This is a genomic window from Microbacterium xylanilyticum (assembly GCF_054654695.1).
Window position 1 is genome coordinate 2,001,283 of sequence record NZ_BAAIEN010000002.1, and the last position, 16,827, is coordinate 2,018,109.

Consider the following 16,827-nt stretch of genomic DNA (forward strand, 5'->3'; position numbering starts at 1 on the left):
CGGCGTAGCCTTTGAGCATGTCGACGTTCGGCTCTTTGACCTCAGCGGGTGACGTCGGCGCGTCTGCGTTGCGCACCGCTGCGGAGCTCGCCGACGAGGCCGTCAGCGCGAACACGCGTCGGACGTACGAGAACGCGTGGCGGGTGTGGGCCACCTGGTGCTCGGACCATGGCGCATCCGGGCTGTGCGACCGTCCAGCGGACCGTGAACCGTACGTCGCGGCGCTGATTCTGTTCCTGTCGGAGCGGGTGAACGCCGGAGTCCGCCCCAGCACAGCCGGTCAGGTCGTCCACGCGATCCGGTACGCCGCACGGAGGGCGAATTCGGTCGAGACCCTGGCCGCGCTCTCACACCCCCAACTGCAGGTTCGACTGCGGGGCCTTGCCCGCCGGGACGCTCAGACCGCGCGGAAGCAAGCCGAGCCCCTCACGCTAGACCTTCTCGGCAGCCTCTACCGGCAGGCCGCCAGCGAACGCACCGCACGCGGCATCCGCGACGCGGCACTGATCGCCACCGGGATCGGCGCCGCGCTTCGTGCGAGCAGCATCGGGAACCTCCAGGTTGGGGACGTCGCGCAGGCACAGACGATCGACGGCCTGGTTCTTCACCTGCGAACGTCGAAGACAGACCAGACCGGACGAGGCTCCTACATCCCGATCAAACGAGCGATCGACGACGCTAGCCGGCACCTCGACCCCGTCACGAAACTCCTAGCTTGGCGACGCCACCTGACCGCCGCGGGTGCCAGCCTCGACAGCCCGCTGTTCCCGCGGATCCGCGGAAACGACAGCATCACGAGCGACCGGCTCACGCACCCGGACCAGACGATCACGAACATGCTCCGGGACCGGATCGGACGCCTCGGCGTCGACGACGAGGTCACCGCAGGCTTCTCCTCGCACAGCCTCCGAGCAACCTTCGTCACGCTCTCCGCAGCCGCCGGGGCCAGCGAGCTCGACATCGCAAAGATCACCGGCCACACCTCCCTGGCAACCGTCGGCGTCTACCGGCGGGTCGCGGTCGAACGAGTCGCTCAGACGGCGTACCTCACCGGCGCCCGCCCGGAGTAGCCAGCGCCCGGTGGGGCGTTGCAGTCACGCCGAGATGCGCCGAATCTTGCGGCTCCCAACAATGCATCGCCCAAAGTTGGCATACCATCAACGACGAGATCCGCCCGGGCGTAGCATCGATTCCGCTCTGCGTGAGCGGACCATCATCCGCTCGCAACGGTGCGGGTACTCGTCCAACCGCGAAGGCAATCGCGACCTTCGCCCGGCCCGGGATGGCGCGGACACGGAGTCGTTGTGCCGGTGAGTTGCTGGCGGATAGCTTTTCCGGCGGCTGTGGTGGGCATAGAACCAGGACAGTCCTACGGGAGGATCAAGGGTTGCCCAGCTCCTCCTCGATCGCACGGGCGCGAGCCCATTCCCTGAATCCAAGGTGGCCCGCAACCCCGAGTACAAATTCACGCGCTTCCTCGTCCTTGCGATATTGATCGTCTGCACGCATCAAAGCCCGAGCGAACTCATGTGAGCCAAATTCGACCGAGTCGTCCGCATCGAGGCTCAATAGGATTTGCGCGGCAACGTCGCCTCCTGACGCGGAGCGTTCCCATTCGCGGCGAGCCGCATTCACATCGCCGCTCCATAAGGCAATGATTCCCTGCGCGGTAACCGCCGGGAGGTACCCAGTTCTGGCGGACTCCTGAAATGTCACGCGTGCGGCCGATGTATCCCTATTTGCCAGTTCCCGAACCCCTCTTGCGTAGAGGCTTCGTCCATTGTTGACCTGCGCGACATGAGCAGGGCTGGGATTCGACCCGTAAGTCGCGTCATTTAGATCTGCTCTGAGTTCACGAACCTTAGCCGCACTCTTGAAAGATGACCAGATCATCATCCCAATGACGACTACGCCAGCACTCATGAGCATCGAGAATCCGTCCACGTAGTGATGCTACCGCTCGCCCGATTCCTGGGCTAAGCGGCCGCCATCGCTGGGGCCAGATTGAACTCGTGAGCTCGACCTCGTGGATGATGAGGCTGCCCCTGTCTGATCGGGAGCAGCTCATGCGGGAGTGCGTTGAGGTTCTGTCATCGCCCGAATCGATGGACCGATTCGACGCATTCTCAGTTCTTCTCGAGGACTGGAGGAACACCGCGGAGCGCTATGCGGAGCCGGCTCTGGCGTCCAGCCTCGCCGCCCCCATCGATGAACCGCTCCGCATCGCGGTCTCATAGCGAGGGGCGAAGCTCGACTCCGATGATCGTTGGCGGCGCGCTGCGACCATACAAGAAGCCGAGTGGCAATCGACGACAAGTTGAGCGAAACGTTCACTCGGTGATCGGCATTTGCTGGCCCCACGGCATCCAAGACGCGGTCGCGTTGCGGCCGGGCCCGGGGGCCGCTCGCAAGACTTTGACGCTACGCGTAGCGCCGCTCACTGGCCCGACCCAGGGGACTATTTCGGTTCCCCCATCTGAAACCGCAGAAGATGGAGTTTTCCCGTCTCGTCGTGGTATCCCGACACGATGTTGGGGCCGGTCCCTTCGCGCGCCATCGCCTGTGCTTGCGCATAAGTTCGGCCGCCGTAGATGATGTCGAGCCACTGGCGAGTCCTTGAGATCAGGTCGCCAAGGAACGCATCAAGGAAGACGCCACGCTCCTCGTCCCAGTGCAGCCTGAACTGCACTTGAACTCTCGCGAGGTAACCGGGTTCCGGGTGCATCGTGTGAGTACTGCAGCGAATCGTCGTGAGGACTGTTCCGTCTTTCGCTTGGATCGGATCCTTCTGAATCTCGTAGGTTGCCTGCGCATCGCTTGCCGTGTCAGCCGGTCGGAAGTTCAACTCCAGGCCCGGGACTGTGAGCTGCTTGAAGTGCAATGCGCCTGAGATGAGGCCGCGGTGCTTGTCGACGATGTCGAACCGGTGAAGCAGCCAAAGAAGACTGTCATCTCGTTGGGCGCCGTCTGCCCAGGGCTGCAGCTGCCTTATTCGCTCGAGAAAGACTGAAGGGACTGACTCGAGCGTCTTGATTCGCTTCCCCCACTCACCTTTGTTCGCTGTGAGAGGGAACATGACCTGGGTTGGTGACTTCGGCTCCGCACCATCGAGTGTTGCGAGAGCCCAGATCGCAGTGTCGAATACGCTCCGCAAGTTGTGCAACGCATCACCGAGGATAAGTGACCACTCATCGATGGGCGGCCGGGAACGTACCTCCAGACGGAACTGGATCGTGTGATCGTCGATCTGATGCAGCCGCGCGAGCAGTGTCTCGGATGCCGACCACTCATCGATTCGCCCGCGCAGCTCGTTGGCGAGATGTACAGCTCGGGCGTACTTCAGTTCGGGGCGATTCGTGAAGTTCACTCCCGCGCTCAGCACCCGCTCCCGATCCGTCGGCGGCGAAGTCACGTCCTTGCTCTCGACATCAGCACCATCCAGTTCTCTCATGCTCTCAGTATCCGAGCACCCGCCCGGGTACGTCTCCAAGATGATCGAAGCCCTACTCTGCCGCCGTGCCCGAGTCTTCGACGCCAGCGATTTGGAGCAAGTACGTCAGGAGCGCGCCAGAGCCGCTGACGATGTTGTCGCGGTCCAGCTCGACGCCGTCGAAGTCGGGATCGATTTCTGCGCTGATGCCGCCCCAGAAACGGTCGAGAGAACGCATAATCCCTTGCAGCTCCGTGAGCCGCTCGACGCTGACATCGGCATCCGGGTCGACAAGGAATCGAGCAAGCTCGTGAGCTACCGAATGCCGGTGGGCCCGGATCGCGTCCAGCGAGGCAGCCTGCTCTCGGGTGATCGCGTTCATCTGGACCAGCCAGTTCATGGATGCTTCGAACGGGTTCTTCCCGAGTGTGAGCACCTTCGTCTCGTAGCTCTTCGAATAGATCAGCCCGCCCTCGTTGAAGCCCTCGACGTAGAAGCCCTTCACCTCGTCGAGAATGGTTGTCTTGACCAGTTCGTAGCCGGTGAGCAGTGCGCCGGCACGTATCAGAGCCGCCGCGACGTTCTCGGGTTGGAGCTTGTCTTCGAGTCGTTTCGTGCGGGCATCATCAATCACGGATCTGCACCCGGTTCAACCGTGCAACAGGATGCGGCGTCGACCGACTCTCGGACCGAAGTCAACCGTCGCGACGGTCCCGTGCGGTGTCACGGCGGTTTCGAGTACCTGCCCCTCACCGAAGGTCTCGTGTCGAAGGATTTCGCCGACCTCGAAAGCACTAGGCGGTAGAGTCGTCTGCTCCGGCGGCTGAGGATACGACGCCCCAACTTGTGCCTCCCAGTTCTCGATGAGGTAGATCACGGCAGGCAGCACGACTCCCACAGCCATTCGAGCGAGAGCCCCGTCAACGAGATCTGCGCCGCTCCGACCGTGCCCTGTTCCACGAGCATTACGCAGTTCTCCGGCGCCGTTCAGGATGCTGGCCACCCCTCCAAGCAATCGTTTCGCTGCGCGCTCGTCCGGACCAGCACCTACTTGGCTCGCATCGAGACCGAGGTGAAGAAGCGTCTGCTTCACTAGTGCAGGCACATCGTGCTTGTCGTCGCTGTCGCCCGTGATCCCGAGAATCGTCTTGCAAGTGCTTTCGATCAGCTCCTTCGCCTGACCGATCGCTGCCTCTGGGTCGCTGCCGTAGTCCCGTCGGATTCGGTCAATCTGTCGTCGCATCTCGGCCACTCCAAGCCTCACCGCTGCCGACTCCGCCTCGGACAGCACGGTCCCGTCCGGGAGCGTCGTCTCCACGTCGTCGACGAGAAACAGCCGCGAGAAGAGGGCTGGTTCGTTGACCGCGAGCCACGCAGGTAGATCGAGGAAGTCAGCAACCAAACCGAGCCGCGGGAATCGAACCTGAATGTCCTGGGGTGGCGGCGCACCCCACCTCAGCTCGTCGTCACCGAGGAGTAGAGGGACCATGTCGTAGACGTGTCCGTCGTAATCATCGTCGCCGAATCGAAGCGATCGGAGCAGGCGCGGATGCTCGTAGATCCGGTCCTTCGTTCCGGTCACCAGTCCAAGTTCGGTCCAGCGAGATTCATCCATCTCGGCGATGAGGCACTTCCCGACCGCCAGTTCGACCAAATTTGCGGGCATGTCCTGCCGCCATTGGAATGCCATGCCCTCACTGTACGAGTTCACTCTTCGTGACAGGCAGATAGTCGGACCGAAGAGCCTTTCGGGGTATCGACTGTTTGCCCGTGTCGGAGACACTGCGGGCTCGTCCGTCGATACGATCCCACCAGTAGCGGACGACTCGGTGGGCGAATCCGACAGCCATCTCGTCAAAGGTTCCGGCCCTGACCTGTCGGCTTTACGTCCAGCGGGTGTGGCCCGAATCAGCCAGTTTCGAGGAAGGCCCGACTCATGCGGCGGCGCGACTCAGACTCGGCATGTATCCGCACAGAACCGGGGACTATCAATAGACACCGTCGCCGCCTGTTCCAGGGCCGCGCGGGTCCCTTCACCGATCTGTTTGCGGTTCATGCCTTCCCCTCTTTCGTCGCGATGACCTTCTGGTTGGACCGGTACACGGAGTACATCGTCTGCCCCTTCGCGTCCACCATGTAGGGCATCATCACCTCGTCGAGCGTTGCGAGTTGCGCGTCGATGAGCGCGGACTGGGCCTCAAGCCAGTCCTTCGCGATCCTCCACGCGACGCGCGCAGCCTGCGCCTGGGTCTTCTGCCCGGGCTTCACCGACGGGTCTGCTTTCATTGCGGCGAGTAGCCCTTCGGTGCGCACCGGAAGCTCGAAGTCCCGGAACCCGTAGTCGGTGCGCATCGTGAATCCGAGGCCGGCCGCGACGCCGTTCTCGTCGTAGAGGGTTGAGATCCGAATGACGCCCCGCCGCGCGAGCGCTGCGTTGATCTCCCCCATGGTCTTCTCGACCGCGATCGTGGTCGTGTAGTTCAGGATGGGCATTTCAGAGGCCTCCCAGTTCTGTTACATCGCAAGCCATGAACCTCACCTCATGACCATCGTGGCGAGTATGACGAACGTGACGATCCCGCCACCGACAGCGGAGCCCTGGAAGAACCGATCGAGGATCCTCTCACGACGGTCGAGCACGGCAGAAGCTCCGGTTATCATCGCGTCCCGGAGATCGTCGTTCTCCTCTTGCTCGATCGCCAGGTACTCGATGGCGGTGTCGAGGAGGTCGCGTAGTTCGAACGGATCTGTCGGGAGGATCGCGTCACGTCGCTCGTGCGCTTCGTCGGCGGCCGCGGTGTCGTTGCGTTCGAGGGCAGCGTTCTCGACGCGGGTGTGCTCGACGGCGGCTTCGATGATCGCGTCGAACTTGGTCTGCTCATCGACGCCTGCCACGATTTCGAGTTCGTCATCGTCCATGACCACCACATACCCGCACGGCGCAGTGCCCTGCTCCACCTTGGATAACTGCCCTTATCCAGGGTGGATTTATCAAGTGTGGCGGGGCTCGACGTTCGCGCCGATCCGCCTCCGCGGAACGCGAACGAGCAGGATCTTCGAGTCGCGGCTTGGCGCCATGCGCAGCCCTGGGATGTCGTCCATGTACGCGTGAGCGAGCTTCATCGACGTGGTCCTGGCGTACACGATGACCTGCTGCTCGTCGGCGGCCGCCGTCAGTTCTCCGGCGACAGCGACGCGGAGCTGATGCCCTTCACCCCTGGCTCCTGGCCGCGCGATGTGGTCAACGACGTACCAGCCTCGCTTTTGCTGTGAGATCGCGAGCCGTGCGTTCACCGACGCGTACGTACGACGGGTCAGGCTGACGTGGCGGATCCAGAATCCAGCAAGCAGCGCCACGACGAAAATGACGAGTCCGACTCCGACCTGAAGTTGCCACGGCTTGCCCCACAGCACCACGAAGGCGATCACGACGCATTCGATGAGCAGAAGGGTCAGCGGCAACCGGTACAGGCGGGGGCGACGACGGATCGACCATCCGAGGCCCTGGACGGCCTGAGCGAACGTCTCTCCGGGCGCGCTGTTCACAGCTGGTGGCGGTGGTGTCTTCCTCATCTGCTTCATCCTCGCAGGCATGCCGGACATCACCCCTGGGGCACGCGCGTCAGGATCCGCACGTTCTACTCATCGTGCGCCGGCCATGCGTAAAGCGGGCCGTCGTCGACGATCCTCACGCCCCCGGCGTCCTGCTTGATCCGCCGGCCGGGCTTGTGGAACCCGCCAGCGTGCGCGATCGCGGCGAGGACCAGCATGAACCAGTCACGGTCCAGCCCGGGGAGCTCGTTCTGCAGGCTGATCGTGACCGTCCCGCTCAAGTCCCCGATCGACGCTGCGATCATGAGCAGCCGTTGCTCTCCCCCGCTCATCCCGCCGATGAGCTCCGGGATGTGCTCGAAGTCCACCCAGTGCCGGAAGCTCGTCTCATCCAAGCGAATCCACGGTCGCCACTCCTGGGCGAAGCCGGCGCGGATCAGCAGCTCGGTGGCCGCCGCGAGAGGCTCGATACCTTCGGCCCAGTCGCGGAGTCTCTGCTCGCGCGTCATGCGTTCACCTATCCGTCGGTGCTGTCGTCTGCGGGTGCGTCCGTGTCGAGCATCAGCATGACGAGGTGCTGGGCGATGGGCGCCGTGGCCTGCGGGTGCTTGATGGTGAAGTGCCCGGCGACGGCCGCCACGGACGCGGCGCCCTGTGAGCGCTCCAAATTCGTCTCGACGATACCGACGTCTCGGCAAAGGACACACATCACGCTGGCACGTCTGGTCTTCAGATCGGCCATGGCCCTGTCTCCGATCCGTCTGCCGGATCCGACGCTCTCAGGCGTCGCTGCCCCTGCGAACCCGACGCGGGCGCCAGCGTCGGCGCTGAGCTCTGAGTCGCGTTCGGATCCATGCACCCCACATACCCGGTCGGGGCTGCCGTTGGCCCTCGGTGCTGCCGGCGCTGATCGCCTTCGCGGCCGCGGTACTCGTACCCGGGCGAGTACGCAAAGATGGTGGTATGGCCCGAACGACTTCCGCCGCATCCCGCCACATCGGAGCGACGATCCGTGCGATCCGGGAACGCCAGGACGTGACGGTCGACAAGCTCGCCGTTGCGGCGGAGGTCGATTCGTCGAACATGCGGGCATACGAGAACGGGCGGTCAACGCCTGGCCTGCGAACGCTGATCAGGATTGCGGTCGCACTCGACGTCGAGCCGGGAGCGCTGCTCCATGGGGTGACCCCGGGGATGTTCGACCAGGACGGATGATGCGGGCCAGGCCGCTCGATCGGTCCTCTACCGGCCGTTCAGCGTCATGACGAGGTTGCCGGGCTTCCAGGTCCCGGCGCGACGGTGCGCCTCCGACCAGTCCCGAACGGCGATGTAGTCGGTGCGCACTCCCGTGATCTGCTGGCCCATCGCAAGAGTCAGGTGCTCCAGGGACGGGATCGCGACGGCCATGATGTTCCGGCGGCGTGGCACCCGTCCGCCCCTGGTGAGGATGAACACGGGCTGCGTGAGGTCCGGGACAACGACGACAACGTGCTGATTCCATCGTTCGATCGAGTCGTACGCGGCGACGAAGTAGTGATCGCATTCGACGAGCCGCCAGAGCGATCGGACCATCGCGATCGACAGGGTAGCGGTGATCGGCCCGGTCATGCCGGCATCGCCTCCCGCCGCTGCCGGGTGTCGATCTCCTGCTGAACCAGAGCCTCGAGCACCTGCTCGGCCGTCCGGTCCGCGCCGAGTCGCAGGTACTTCACCCGGTGCAGCTCCTCCTCGGCGTTGGACATGAGCCCGTGTTCGACGGCAATGCTCTCGTACAGGTCCGCGGCCTCCTCGTGTGTGAGTGCGTCGGGGACGACGGGCTGGATCTCGTTGAACCAGTCCCAGAGCTCGCCGAGGATGTCCTCGTACTCGCCGGACTTCAGCGGTGTCTTGCTCCACACCGCCTTCCGCCACTGGGAATGCAGTGCCTTCGGGATGCTGGCACGCCGGGCACGCTCCTTCTCGTCGGCGGTGCTCATGCGAGTTCATCCAGACGCGTGCAGACCATCGCGGTGATCCAGCCGACCTCGGCGACGATGATCGACCCCCAGAACAGGGTGCGGATCGTCCGGCGGAGCCGGAAGTAGCGGGTGGTCCCGGCCTTCGGGAGTGCGTGGGTGCTCATGCCCATCACATACCCGTGCGGTCACCCGCGCCCGCGGCTTGCATGGTCGGCGAGCCAGGTGCGGGCCTGAGCCAGGTCGACGATCTTCGTCCCGAACGGCGCGAATGGCTCGAGCGCGCTCATGTACGTCCGCCGGGTCGGCTCCGGATAGGTCAGCGGTGTCCGCTTCAGCATCCGCGGGTCGAGCAGGCATACGGCTCCGGCGTCCGCGATGCTGCGGATGAGCCGCCCGCTGGACTGTGACAGCAGAAGTGCGGCGTCCTCCACGTACGTGAACTGGGCGGCCTGCATCGGGCTCGTCTGCAGGCGGGCGGCGATCTCCTCGGTCCGGGCCTCGTCGATGGCGTTCCGCGGGCTCCGTGGCACCCGGTCGATGATCACGAGAGTGCAGGTCTCCCCCGGAGCGTCCACACCGGTCATCAGTGATTTCGTCCCGACGAGCACGCTGCCGATGTCGTCCCGCCAGGTGGCGGTGATCTCCCCCGGTGTCCCGCCGTCCCACTGGGAGTGCACGACAAGGTCCGGGAGTTCCTTGCGAAGCGCCGCGGCGTATGCGCGCCCGTTCTCTGCGGTCGCGGACAGGATGAGCGCCCGACCGCGATTCGCGGCGACCAGGCCGATGATCTGGCGGGACGACCAAGCCGCATGCTTCTTCGTGTCGAACCGGAGCTTGTTCCCCCACCCGGGGCTGCTCACGTCCTCGCAGGATCCTGTGGGCATGTGCGGGATGATGAGCGCGCTGTTCGCGTATGCGTCCTGGAACGGTGACGGGTAGGTCCTCGGCTGTGCGCGGAGGCTCGCCTGGACGGCGAACCCTGCGGGCAGGGTCGCGCTGAGTGCGATCACGGCCAGCCGGCGCCCTTTCCGTTGCGCGTCGCGAGGCCGCGGATCGTCAACATCGTGATCGTCGTCGTGGTCGTGGCCGGGTTCAGTCTCCGGAACCGGATCGGACCAGACGTTGTCCTCCAGGAGCCAGCCGACGCTCACGGGCGACACGTTGGCGACTGACCAGCGGCGGCGTCCCTCTTTCGGCTCAGGCCGCTCAACCCACCGCGCCCAGCCGGTCCGGTGCTTGCGGACGGCTTTCACAGCACGGAGGAATCCGTCGATGCGGTCCGTCGCCGCGGCGATCGCGAGTCGTGAAGCAGGATCGTGCCCTTGCCCGGTCAGGTGCGCTGCGCCCTCGGCAAGCCAGGTCTTCAGGACGTGGTGCAGCTCGTCGAGGGGTGCGTCTGCGGCACCGAGCCGGCGTGCGTCCTCCTGCTGCCCGTTCCGGGTGCCGCTCGGGGCGAGCGGGCGGAGCTCACGTTCGATGGCGTCGGCGAGATGGTCTGCGTCGGCGAGCCAGCGGCGCATGCTCCCGCCGGGTGACCCGGCTGCCCTGTGGGTCTGGTGTGCGATGGAGATCAGATGCCCGCCGGAGACCTTCGCGGCACCTTGTGCCCGTACCGCGTCAGGGAGTGCATGCGCTTCGTCGACGATGACGTTGTCGAACGTCCCGAGCTTCGCGCCACCAGTGATGACCCGGATGGCGTGGGCGGCCTGGACGGCGAGCAGCGAGTGGTTCGTGATGACGACGTCCGCCTCACCGGCACGGAGCTTCGCCTCCTCAGCCTTGGACGTCACGCCGAACCGGGACCCGTCGTCCGCTTCGGCGGCTTGCGCGGACACCGCCGCCCACGCATTGTCGGTATGCGGGACCGGGCAGGAGTGCCGGTCCCCGGCCTGCCCGATGCCCGCCTTCCCGTACTGGCGGAGAGCCCACACAACGAGGTTCTGGAAGGCGCGGGCGGTGCCGACGCCCTGGAACCCGGACAGGTCCCCGATCCGCAACTGCGCGGCCTCCAGCCGGCTCGCGAGCGTCTCGAAGTCCTCGCTTCCCGTCCCGAGCAGAGCCTGCGCGGTGGCGATCGTCCGGCCCGGGTCGACGTAGTTGCCGACGCCGCGGAGGAACGCCACCTGCACATGGCCGTACTCGCCGTCGCCGGCGCGGTGCATGACGGGAACGTCCTTGTCGTACAGCTGGTCCATCAGGGACAGGCTGTGCGTGGAGATGACCGTCCGCTCCCCGTGGTGAACGGACCGTTCGAATGCTGCACTGAGCGCCACGAACGTCTTCCCGGATCCGGTCGGGGCGATGGCGACCAGGTCGGCCCTCTGCTGCAGGGCCGTCTGGACGTCGGCGAACAGCATCGCCTGCCCGGGCCGCGGTTCGGCGCCGGCGGTCCCGGTCGCGGCGCGTACGGCGGATGTGAGGATGCAGGCACGCTCGAGGCCGGTTGTGGTCATGCTCGTCACATACCCGTGTCAGGGGCGCCGGCGGGAGGCTTGCCGTTCACGTTCCTGCTGTTGCCACTGCACCTGGTCCGGCGTCGGGATGGTGACGTGCAGGAAGTAGCGCTCGTTGAAGTAGTCGGACTGGGAGTCGTTGTCGACGACGTTCCACTGGTTGCCGACGATGTCGAGCGTCTTCGCGAGTTCGTCCGCTCTCGGGTGGGGGCGTCCGCGCCGGCCGTCGTCATCGACTCGGGTGATCTCCGCGTCCGGGAGACCTTCGGCGGTGATGGTGATCGACTGGCTCGTCGACGACTTCCGCGTCTGCACCCGATAGGTGAGGTCCTCGGGGATGGCACCGTACTTCTGCGCCTGCTTCAGGCTCGCACGGATCCGCTTCGCGATCTGCGCGCCGTCTTCCCACCGGTCTGCGGCCCGACCGCCGACGTACTTGTGGCCGCCGTACCCGCCGTCGTTGTCCTGCCCGTGCACGTAGATGCCGGCGAATGCGAGGCGGGCGACGTTCACCGTGTGCCGGAGGTCATGGAGCCATTCGTCGTCGCCGGCCTTCCAGTACTGCTCCCGGCCGTCTGGACCCTCGAAGCTCTCCACCACGTCGGTGATCTCCCCGCGGTCGTCCACGGTGACCCAACGGGCGGTGACCGCGTTGAGCCCGTACGGCCAGTACACGAATCGTCGCTGCCCGTCCGCGGTGCGGGCCATCTCGATGATCCCCTTATCCAGGTCACCGTCGCCGGCAGCCCCGTGAGCCCAGTCGCGGAGCGTCTGCACGGTGAACTCGACGGTGCGCACATCTTCCGGGCTCAGGCCGGCACCGGTGTCCAGGTCGGTCAGAGCTTCTGCCGGGTCGGTGCGGTGCTTGCGCTGGAACCGTCCGTCATCGCGGGCGTGGAGGTTGCCGTTCGCGTCTTCGATCATGAGGCGAGCCGATCGGGTGCGCGGGTGATCGCCGGGTCTGTTCGTCCCTCGAGCCCGGCGAGGAACCTGGCGGTCTCCTCGTGCGGGTCATCCGCATCAGCGATGCGGGTGGCCTGCCCGGTGATGACGTCGACGAACTGCTCCGGTCTGGCGCTGGTGGGAGTGCTGGTGAGGACGCTGCCCTCTTCCACCCAGATCGGATTCCCTTCACTGTCCGTCTCGCGGAGGAGGACGGTGACGCGGATCTTGTCTCCGTCACGTTCGTAGACGACCTGAGCGTCACCGGCGGATGCCCGGGCGATCGTCGCGGAAGACGGTGCCCCGAGCGATTCGAGCGGCCCATTGCGGATCCGCCCGGCGAACTGCCCACCCCGCCGTTCTTCAGCACCTGCGGGGTGACGCTGCTGCCCACCCGTGCCGCTCATGCGGCGTCCAGGTGCGCGATGACGTCGTCGATGCTTGCGGGCCGGAACCCGGACCATCGTGCCGGCGGCGACGGTTCGACGCGGGCCCGGCTGGGCGCGCGATTGAGGAGCACATGCGGCAGGTCGATGAGCTGCACTTCGTCCTGACCGTCGCCCGTGCGCTGGTGCGGTTGACTGCCGCCCCAGACGATGGATTCGTTTATCTTGTCGGCCATCTGCGTCTCACTTCCTCCGGCCTCGGACCGGTTCTGCCTCGTGGCGTGCCCCGGTCATCCCGGCAGGTGTCGGGTGGCTCTGTCTGCTTCGATGGCGTCCTGGATCATGGCGGCGATGTCGTCGGCGTCCACGTCACCTTGGGCGAGGGCGGCGGTGAGTCCGCTCTCCCCGTACCGGTTCTCCGGGTAGTCGGCCTCGGAGTAGCCACGTCGTGCGATCGCCTGCTCGGCGAGGGCGCTCGGTGTGAGCTCGGATGGGGTTCTGGGCAGCCCATCGGCCGTGTCTCCCGTCAGAGCTGACTCGGGTGCAGTGCGTGGTTTCGTCGCCCACCGCCCTGTGCCTTCGCGTGGATGCAGCTGCTCATTGAACTCTTGGTGCGCCATATCGACTACACGTGCGGCGGACCGGGACGTCTGGCTGTTCCTGGTCATGTCCGGGAGCGTTTGCGCAGGTGGGATCGGAGCGTGATGAGTTTGGTGCCCGCGCGCATGTCCCAGTTGCTGACGGTCAACGTCGGCTCGTCATGGGATCCGTCCAGCAGGATGTACGCCCCTTGCGGGATGCTCCCCCACAGGCTCCTCGTTGCCCGTGCCTCCTGCCCGGGGAGGCCGACGCTGTCGAGCAGGCAGAGGCTTCTCCTGGTGCTTTCCCTTTCGACGGCTGCGACGAACCAGGCGGTGGCCCCGGGCATTTCGGCGGCCGCCCAGAATTGTCCGACTCTGACGGCGGCGGTTTCGAACGTGTCGATGACCTTGAACAGTCCCCAGCATGGGCCGACGATCGCGACGAGGCCGATGGCTAGAGCGAGCCATGCCCAGCCTGGTTCGAGGTCCCTGGCGGGCGTGACCATGAACATGCCCGCGCATCCGGCGGCGAGCAGGAGCGTGAGCAGGACCTTTCGGCGCAGGTACAGGACCAGGTGCGCGGTGATCATCAGGGCGATGACGCCGAGCGCTGCGAGGCGGGTCGGCTCGGTCGCGAGGAGGACCAACGTCGCGGCGGCGAGGACCCAGAGGACGGTGACGACGATGACGGCGATCCGACGCCACCACGGGATCTTCCGGGCGTGTTCATCCGCGGCGTACCAGGCGAATGAGATGGTCGGTTCCGGCTCCTGGACCGTCTTGCCGACGTCGTGCGGCGCCTTGTGCGCGCTCGGCGTCGTGGACGGCGCGGCGTTGTCGCCCGGAGAGGTGGTGGCGCCGAGGAACGGGCTGCCGGTCACGTTGAGCTCACGGTCGTATGCGGCACGCCGGCCGGGGTCGGAGAGCACGCCGTACGCTTCGTTGACACGCTGGGCAAGGTCGGTGTCTCCGCCGCCGGCCGCGTCCGGGTGCACGTCGCGCATGATCGCTCGATAGGCGCTGCGGATCACGGTGACGGGCGCTGTGTGCGCGACCCCCAGTGTGTCGTAGTGGGTGCTCATGACCTTCGAATACCCGGTGCGAATCGAGCTCCATCTGAGGAGTGCCGGCATGAGCGGTCGATAACCTCATTCACCTGGGGTTTTTCAGCCGCCTACGGTACTCTGACCTGGGGGAGGTGATCCGAACATGGCCTCGAAGACTTCGCTGTACACCCGTCTGGACGTCGACGACGACACGGCAACGTCCGCGTCGATCATGCTCGCCCCCGATGGTTCCGGGACAGTGATGGTGGCCTGCGACGGGGAGCCGCAGTTCGGCGTCACCGCCGATCAGCTCCCGGCGCTCCTGCGCGTTCTCGCCGAATGCGAGCAGTTCCGCGCCCAGGCGCAGCCGGTTCATCTTGCCTCGGCGCCGACGGCGGCGATCATCCCGTGCCGGTGAGATCTGCGCGCTGACTCCTTCGCAGGGGTGGACGGTGAGGTGAGACCCATGGATGACAGCCCGATCAGCGTCGACGTGGAAGGTGACGGCCTGTACGTGTTCGACGGGCCGGACGCCGCGGAACGCTACGAGCGGTGGGCGCTCGACGGTGCGCCGACGTTCACTCGCATCGACTGATCAGGCACGCACCGCAGTGTCCTCGGCCCGCGTGTTCTCCGCCGCCACGGTGAGGACGATGTCCACCAGCTGCCCGTAGTCCACGACTGCTTCCTGCAGCCGGTCGAGGGGCTTCCCGGGGATCGACGCCAGCCGTATCGCGCCGTCTTCGACGGCGACGACGGCGCCCCTCTTCGCGGCCTGGCCGAGCAAGGCCACCGCTTTCGCGTCCGTCATCGACGCGGTGACCGTGAGAACGCCAGTGGCCGGGGCCCATTCCTCCTGCTCGACCCATCGGATCGCCCGGTGCACCGCCGGCGGGAGCACGGGCGCCATGAGCAGCGGGATCAGCTTCCCGTCCGCCCAGGATGCGTCCGGGTGAAGCTCGCTGACCGTGATGATCGCTCCGGTCCCCACCATCTCGTGGTCCAGCCCGATGGTGCTGTCCACGACCGCGTAGCGTTTGCGTGCGGACACTTCCACCACCCGGGCGTCGTCCGCGTACACGCCGGCGGTCTTCAGCGCGTCGCAGGTGGATCGGATGAGCTTGTCGAGGTCCGGGGTGACGTCCGGGATGGTCCGCCGCGTTTTCGGGTGCCCGGTGGGGCGGGGCATGTAGAACTCGATGAGCAGCTCCACGCCCGCGGCGATCGGTGTCCAGCCGGGGTGGTTGCGGATCTCGGCGGCCGCGGCGGCGACGACGTCCTGCCGCCACGGTGCGACCTTCTTGCTGGACTCTCCGAGGATGGCATGACCGCCTCGATGCCCCTTGTACGTCTTCGACCCCTGTGGTGCGGGGAGCCCGCGGGCGGTGAACGTGATGCTGCGCATGCCTTCCACATACCCGTGGACGCCGGGGTTCACCCCGGCGAGCTGGCGACATTCCGCCACGGGTGGGTCATGGTCCGCTTGAACGCCTTCGACAGCCGTTCCCCGACCTTCCGGATCGCGTCCGGTTCGTGCCGCTGCCACCCGGCGACATAGGTGCTCGCCGCCTTCTGGTGCGTCTGCATGCCGTTCAGCTTCGCGAGGACGTACGCGAACGACTCGGCTTCGACTTCCATCTCCCCGCGCTTGCCGCCGTGGCTGGTCGTGTACGTGCGGCCGTCCTCGTCCCCGTCCTCGGTCGCGTGCCCGCACATGATGTGCCCGAGCTCGTGCGCGAGGGTGACGGCACGGTCCGCCTCGCCGAGCTGCTGGTCGATGACGACGCGCTTCGCCTTCGGGTCCGTGAATCCCTGCGCGGACCCAGGGATCTGCTCGTACGACACGGTGAACCCTTCGGAGGCGATCGCCGTTTCGAGATCCTCCTGGAACCCTGCAGGCGGCGTCTCGCTGAGCGACTGCTCGATGACGGGGAGGTCCTCCCCCTCTGTCTGGGACAGGTCGAAGATCGACGCTGAGGTGAACCCGACGACGGTGCGGACGGGACGCCCGTCCTCGTCCTTCTTCGGCTGCCCGTTGTCGTCTTTCGCGTTCACGACGCGCGGGGCGAGGATCGAGATCCCCTTCTCCCCTTTCCGCACGGACCGGCCGACCGCCTTCCAGGTCTTGAACCCGGCCAGCCGGGTCGCATCGGGACGCTGAATGGCGATCAACAGCTGGTTCCCGAACGAGTACTGGTGGAACCGCGCCATGACGTCGAGGTAGCGCCTCCACTCCTCGTCGTCGGCGAGACGTTCCACGGCCACTTCGAGCTCGGCGCGCATGGCTTCGACCTTCTCCTGCACGGAGTCGTACCCGGTGAACGTGACCGGGGCCGGGCTGTCGGTCAGGTCCTCCCCCGGTGCCGTGCGTTCCTTGTCGCGGAACTGCCCTGAGTTGCCGGCCTGACCGCGCGGGTGTTCCGCCTCCACGAATGTGCCCATACCTTCAGTACGAGCGGCAGCGGGCGGGATGCGGCCG

General features: G+C 66.0%; 24 protein-coding genes. 4 read left to right on the forward strand and 20 right to left on the reverse strand.

Annotated elements, in window-relative coordinates; all coding sequences use genetic code 11:
• The first annotated feature begins 17 nt into the window (after positions 1-17).
• The gene (locus ACYQ1L_RS10150; protein ID WP_460004044.1) at positions 18-1,070 is read left to right on the forward strand and encodes a tyrosine-type recombinase/integrase; all 1,053 of its coding nucleotides are present in this window, start codon (positions 18-20) and stop codon (positions 1,068-1,070) included.
• A gap of 310 nt (positions 1,071-1,380) precedes the next feature.
• On the opposite strand, the gene ACYQ1L_RS10155 is transcribed toward ACYQ1L_RS10150, so the two are convergent.
• The 9 genes from ACYQ1L_RS10155 to ACYQ1L_RS10195 all read right to left on the reverse strand — a co-directional run bounded on the left by ACYQ1L_RS10155 (position 1,381) and on the right by ACYQ1L_RS10195 (position 7,724).
• On the reverse strand, positions 1,381-1,944 hold the full coding sequence (locus ACYQ1L_RS10155; RefSeq protein ID WP_460004045.1) for a hypothetical protein: 564 nt from the start codon (positions 1,942-1,944) through the stop codon (positions 1,381-1,383).
• A 514-nt stretch (positions 1,945-2,458) separates the two neighbouring features.
• Positions 2,459-3,451 carry a hypothetical protein gene (locus tag ACYQ1L_RS10160; protein WP_460004046.1) on the reverse strand — a complete coding sequence of 331 codons (993 nt, stop codon included), beginning with the start codon at positions 3,449-3,451 and terminating at the stop codon, positions 2,459-2,461.
• Between the two features lie 52 nt (positions 3,452-3,503).
• Positions 3,504-4,064 carry a hypothetical protein gene (locus ACYQ1L_RS10165; protein WP_460004047.1) on the reverse strand — a complete coding sequence of 187 codons (561 nt, stop codon included), beginning with the start codon at positions 4,062-4,064 and terminating at the stop codon, positions 3,504-3,506.
• Positions 4,065-4,079: 15 nt separating this feature from the next.
• Positions 4,080-5,120, reverse strand: coding sequence for an abortive infection family protein (locus tag ACYQ1L_RS10170; RefSeq protein WP_460004048.1), 1,041 nt, complete (start codon positions 5,118-5,120; stop codon positions 4,080-4,082).
• Positions 5,121-5,482: 362 nt separating this feature from the next.
• Entirely contained in the window at positions 5,483-5,923 is a 441-nt protein-coding gene (locus ACYQ1L_RS10175; protein WP_460004049.1) for a hypothetical protein, read from the reverse strand.
• Positions 5,924-5,965: 42 nt separating this feature from the next.
• Positions 5,966-6,349: a hypothetical protein gene (locus ACYQ1L_RS10180; RefSeq protein ID WP_460004050.1), complete on the reverse strand. Its 384-nt coding sequence runs from the start codon at positions 6,347-6,349 to the stop codon at positions 5,966-5,968.
• Between the two features lie 72 nt (positions 6,350-6,421).
• A complete protein-coding gene (locus ACYQ1L_RS10185) occupies positions 6,422-7,003 on the reverse strand; it encodes a hypothetical protein (protein ID WP_460004051.1) in 582 nt (193 codons plus the stop codon).
• 65 nt (positions 7,004-7,068) lie between these two features.
• Positions 7,069-7,491, reverse strand: coding sequence for a hypothetical protein (locus ACYQ1L_RS10190; RefSeq protein WP_460004052.1), 423 nt, complete (start codon positions 7,489-7,491; stop codon positions 7,069-7,071).
• 8 nt (positions 7,492-7,499) lie between these two features.
• The gene (locus ACYQ1L_RS10195; RefSeq protein ID WP_460004053.1) at positions 7,500-7,724 is read right to left on the reverse strand and encodes a hypothetical protein; all 225 of its coding nucleotides are present in this window, start codon (positions 7,722-7,724) and stop codon (positions 7,500-7,502) included.
• 221 nt (positions 7,725-7,945) lie between these two features.
• Here ACYQ1L_RS10195 and ACYQ1L_RS10200 point away from each other — a divergent pair, with 221 nt between their 5' ends.
• Positions 7,946-8,197: a helix-turn-helix domain-containing protein gene (locus ACYQ1L_RS10200; RefSeq protein WP_460004054.1), complete on the forward strand. Its 252-nt coding sequence runs from the start codon at positions 7,946-7,948 to the stop codon at positions 8,195-8,197.
• Between the two features lie 27 nt (positions 8,198-8,224).
• Here the strand turns inward: ACYQ1L_RS10200 and ACYQ1L_RS10205 are convergent, their stop codons facing one another.
• Genes ACYQ1L_RS10205 through ACYQ1L_RS10245 form a run of 9 tightly spaced genes read right to left on the reverse strand, consistent with a single transcriptional unit; the run spans position 8,225 to position 14,384 of the window.
• The gene (locus ACYQ1L_RS10205; RefSeq protein WP_460004055.1) at positions 8,225-8,590 is read right to left on the reverse strand and encodes a hypothetical protein; all 366 of its coding nucleotides are present in this window, start codon (positions 8,588-8,590) and stop codon (positions 8,225-8,227) included.
• Positions 8,587-8,958 carry a hypothetical protein gene (locus ACYQ1L_RS10210; protein WP_460004056.1) on the reverse strand — a complete coding sequence of 124 codons (372 nt, stop codon included), beginning with the start codon at positions 8,956-8,958 and terminating at the stop codon, positions 8,587-8,589. Before ACYQ1L_RS10210 ends, ACYQ1L_RS10205 begins: the two co-directional genes overlap by 4 nt.
• On the reverse strand, positions 8,955-9,104 hold the full coding sequence (locus ACYQ1L_RS10215; RefSeq protein WP_460004057.1) for a hypothetical protein: 150 nt from the start codon (positions 9,102-9,104) through the stop codon (positions 8,955-8,957). The genes ACYQ1L_RS10210 and ACYQ1L_RS10215 overlap by 4 nt, the downstream gene beginning before the upstream one ends.
• A 21-nt stretch (positions 9,105-9,125) precedes the next feature.
• Positions 9,126-11,393, reverse strand: coding sequence for an ATP-dependent DNA helicase (locus tag ACYQ1L_RS10220; protein ID WP_460004058.1), 2,268 nt, complete (start codon positions 11,391-11,393; stop codon positions 9,126-9,128).
• A gap of 18 nt (positions 11,394-11,411) precedes the next feature.
• A complete protein-coding gene (locus tag ACYQ1L_RS10225) occupies positions 11,412-12,317 on the reverse strand; it encodes a hypothetical protein (protein WP_460004059.1) in 906 nt (301 codons plus the stop codon).
• Positions 12,314-12,742: a hypothetical protein gene (locus ACYQ1L_RS10230; RefSeq protein WP_460004060.1), complete on the reverse strand. Its 429-nt coding sequence runs from the start codon at positions 12,740-12,742 to the stop codon at positions 12,314-12,316. Before ACYQ1L_RS10230 ends, ACYQ1L_RS10225 begins: the two co-directional genes overlap by 4 nt.
• On the reverse strand, positions 12,739-12,957 hold the full coding sequence (locus ACYQ1L_RS10235; protein ID WP_460004061.1) for a hypothetical protein: 219 nt from the start codon (positions 12,955-12,957) through the stop codon (positions 12,739-12,741). Before ACYQ1L_RS10235 ends, ACYQ1L_RS10230 begins: the two co-directional genes overlap by 4 nt.
• Before the next feature lie 54 nt (positions 12,958-13,011).
• Positions 13,012-13,389, reverse strand: coding sequence for a hypothetical protein (locus tag ACYQ1L_RS10240; protein ID WP_460004062.1), 378 nt, complete (start codon positions 13,387-13,389; stop codon positions 13,012-13,014).
• A complete protein-coding gene (locus tag ACYQ1L_RS10245; protein ID WP_460004063.1) occupies positions 13,386-14,384 on the reverse strand; it encodes a J domain-containing protein in 999 nt (332 codons plus the stop codon). The genes ACYQ1L_RS10240 and ACYQ1L_RS10245 overlap by 4 nt, the downstream gene beginning before the upstream one ends.
• 127 nt (positions 14,385-14,511) lie before the next feature.
• Between ACYQ1L_RS10245 and ACYQ1L_RS10250 the strand changes: the two genes are divergently transcribed.
• Complete coding sequence (locus ACYQ1L_RS10250; RefSeq protein ID WP_460004064.1) at positions 14,512-14,766, forward strand: hypothetical protein; 255 nt, start codon at positions 14,512-14,514, stop codon at positions 14,764-14,766.
• A 48-nt stretch (positions 14,767-14,814) separates the two neighbouring features.
• On the forward strand, positions 14,815-14,943 hold the full coding sequence (locus ACYQ1L_RS10255; RefSeq protein ID WP_460004065.1) for a hypothetical protein: 129 nt from the start codon (positions 14,815-14,817) through the stop codon (positions 14,941-14,943).
• Here the strand turns inward: ACYQ1L_RS10255 and ACYQ1L_RS10260 are convergent, their stop codons facing one another.
• Both ACYQ1L_RS10260 and ACYQ1L_RS10265 read right to left on the reverse strand, forming a co-directional pair.
• The gene (locus ACYQ1L_RS10260; protein WP_460004066.1) at positions 14,944-15,753 is read right to left on the reverse strand and encodes a RusA family crossover junction endodeoxyribonuclease; all 810 of its coding nucleotides are present in this window, start codon (positions 15,751-15,753) and stop codon (positions 14,944-14,946) included. It abuts the gene before it with no gap.
• Between the two features lie 29 nt (positions 15,754-15,782).
• A complete protein-coding gene (locus ACYQ1L_RS10265) occupies positions 15,783-16,790 on the reverse strand; it encodes an ArdC-like ssDNA-binding domain-containing protein (RefSeq protein ID WP_460004067.1) in 1,008 nt (335 codons plus the stop codon).
• Positions 16,791-16,827 lie beyond the last annotated feature (37 nt).

What these genes read in the sequence shown, in the direction of transcription:
- ACYQ1L_RS10230 (WP_460004060.1), bottom strand. Translation starts at nt 12,742, where the DNA reads ATGAGCGGCACGGGTGGGCAGCAGCGTCACCCCGCAGGTGCTGAAGAA.
- ACYQ1L_RS10220 (WP_460004058.1), bottom strand. Translation starts at nt 11,393, where the DNA reads ATGACCACAACCGGCCTCGAGCGTGCCTGCATCCTCACATCCGCCGTA.
- ACYQ1L_RS10215 (WP_460004057.1), bottom strand. Translation starts at nt 9,104, where the DNA reads ATGAGCACCCACGCACTCCCGAAGGCCGGGACCACCCGCTACTTCCGG.
- ACYQ1L_RS10260 (WP_460004066.1), bottom strand. Translation starts at nt 15,753, where the DNA reads ATGCGCAGCATCACGTTCACCGCCCGCGGGCTCCCCGCACCACAGGGG.
- ACYQ1L_RS10240 (WP_460004062.1), bottom strand. Translation starts at nt 13,389, where the DNA reads ATGACCAGGAACAGCCAGACGTCCCGGTCCGCCGCACGTGTAGTCGAT.
- ACYQ1L_RS10180 (WP_460004050.1), bottom strand. Translation starts at nt 6,349, where the DNA reads ATGGACGATGACGAACTCGAAATCGTGGCAGGCGTCGATGAGCAGACC.
- ACYQ1L_RS10150 (WP_460004044.1), top strand. Translation starts at nt 18, where the DNA reads ATGTCGACGTTCGGCTCTTTGACCTCAGCGGGTGACGTCGGCGCGTCT.
- ACYQ1L_RS10195 (WP_460004053.1), bottom strand. Translation starts at nt 7,724, where the DNA reads ATGGCCGATCTGAAGACCAGACGTGCCAGCGTGATGTGTGTCCTTTGC.
- ACYQ1L_RS10185 (WP_460004051.1), bottom strand. Translation starts at nt 7,003, where the DNA reads ATGAGGAAGACACCACCGCCACCAGCTGTGAACAGCGCGCCCGGAGAG.
- ACYQ1L_RS10235 (WP_460004061.1), bottom strand. Translation starts at nt 12,957, where the DNA reads ATGGCCGACAAGATAAACGAATCCATCGTCTGGGGCGGCAGTCAACCG.
- ACYQ1L_RS10200 (WP_460004054.1), top strand. Translation starts at nt 7,946, where the DNA reads ATGGCCCGAACGACTTCCGCCGCATCCCGCCACATCGGAGCGACGATC.
- ACYQ1L_RS10205 (WP_460004055.1), bottom strand. Translation starts at nt 8,590, where the DNA reads ATGACCGGGCCGATCACCGCTACCCTGTCGATCGCGATGGTCCGATCG.
- ACYQ1L_RS10265 (WP_460004067.1), bottom strand. Translation starts at nt 16,790, where the DNA reads ATGGGCACATTCGTGGAGGCGGAACACCCGCGCGGTCAGGCCGGCAAC.
- ACYQ1L_RS10250 (WP_460004064.1), top strand. Translation starts at nt 14,512, where the DNA reads ATGGCCTCGAAGACTTCGCTGTACACCCGTCTGGACGTCGACGACGAC.
- ACYQ1L_RS10210 (WP_460004056.1), bottom strand. Translation starts at nt 8,958, where the DNA reads ATGAGCACCGCCGACGAGAAGGAGCGTGCCCGGCGTGCCAGCATCCCG.
- ACYQ1L_RS10225 (WP_460004059.1), bottom strand. Translation starts at nt 12,317, where the DNA reads ATGATCGAAGACGCGAACGGCAACCTCCACGCCCGCGATGACGGACGG.
- ACYQ1L_RS10190 (WP_460004052.1), bottom strand. Translation starts at nt 7,491, where the DNA reads ATGACGCGCGAGCAGAGACTCCGCGACTGGGCCGAAGGTATCGAGCCT.
- ACYQ1L_RS10255 (WP_460004065.1), top strand. Translation starts at nt 14,815, where the DNA reads ATGGATGACAGCCCGATCAGCGTCGACGTGGAAGGTGACGGCCTGTAC.
- ACYQ1L_RS10160 (WP_460004046.1), bottom strand. Translation starts at nt 3,451, where the DNA reads ATGAGAGAACTGGATGGTGCTGATGTCGAGAGCAAGGACGTGACTTCG.
- ACYQ1L_RS10245 (WP_460004063.1), bottom strand. Translation starts at nt 14,384, where the DNA reads ATGAGCACCCACTACGACACACTGGGGGTCGCGCACACAGCGCCCGTC.
- ACYQ1L_RS10175 (WP_460004049.1), bottom strand. Translation starts at nt 5,923, where the DNA reads ATGCCCATCCTGAACTACACGACCACGATCGCGGTCGAGAAGACCATG.
- ACYQ1L_RS10170 (WP_460004048.1), bottom strand. Translation starts at nt 5,120, where the DNA reads ATGGCATTCCAATGGCGGCAGGACATGCCCGCAAATTTGGTCGAACTG.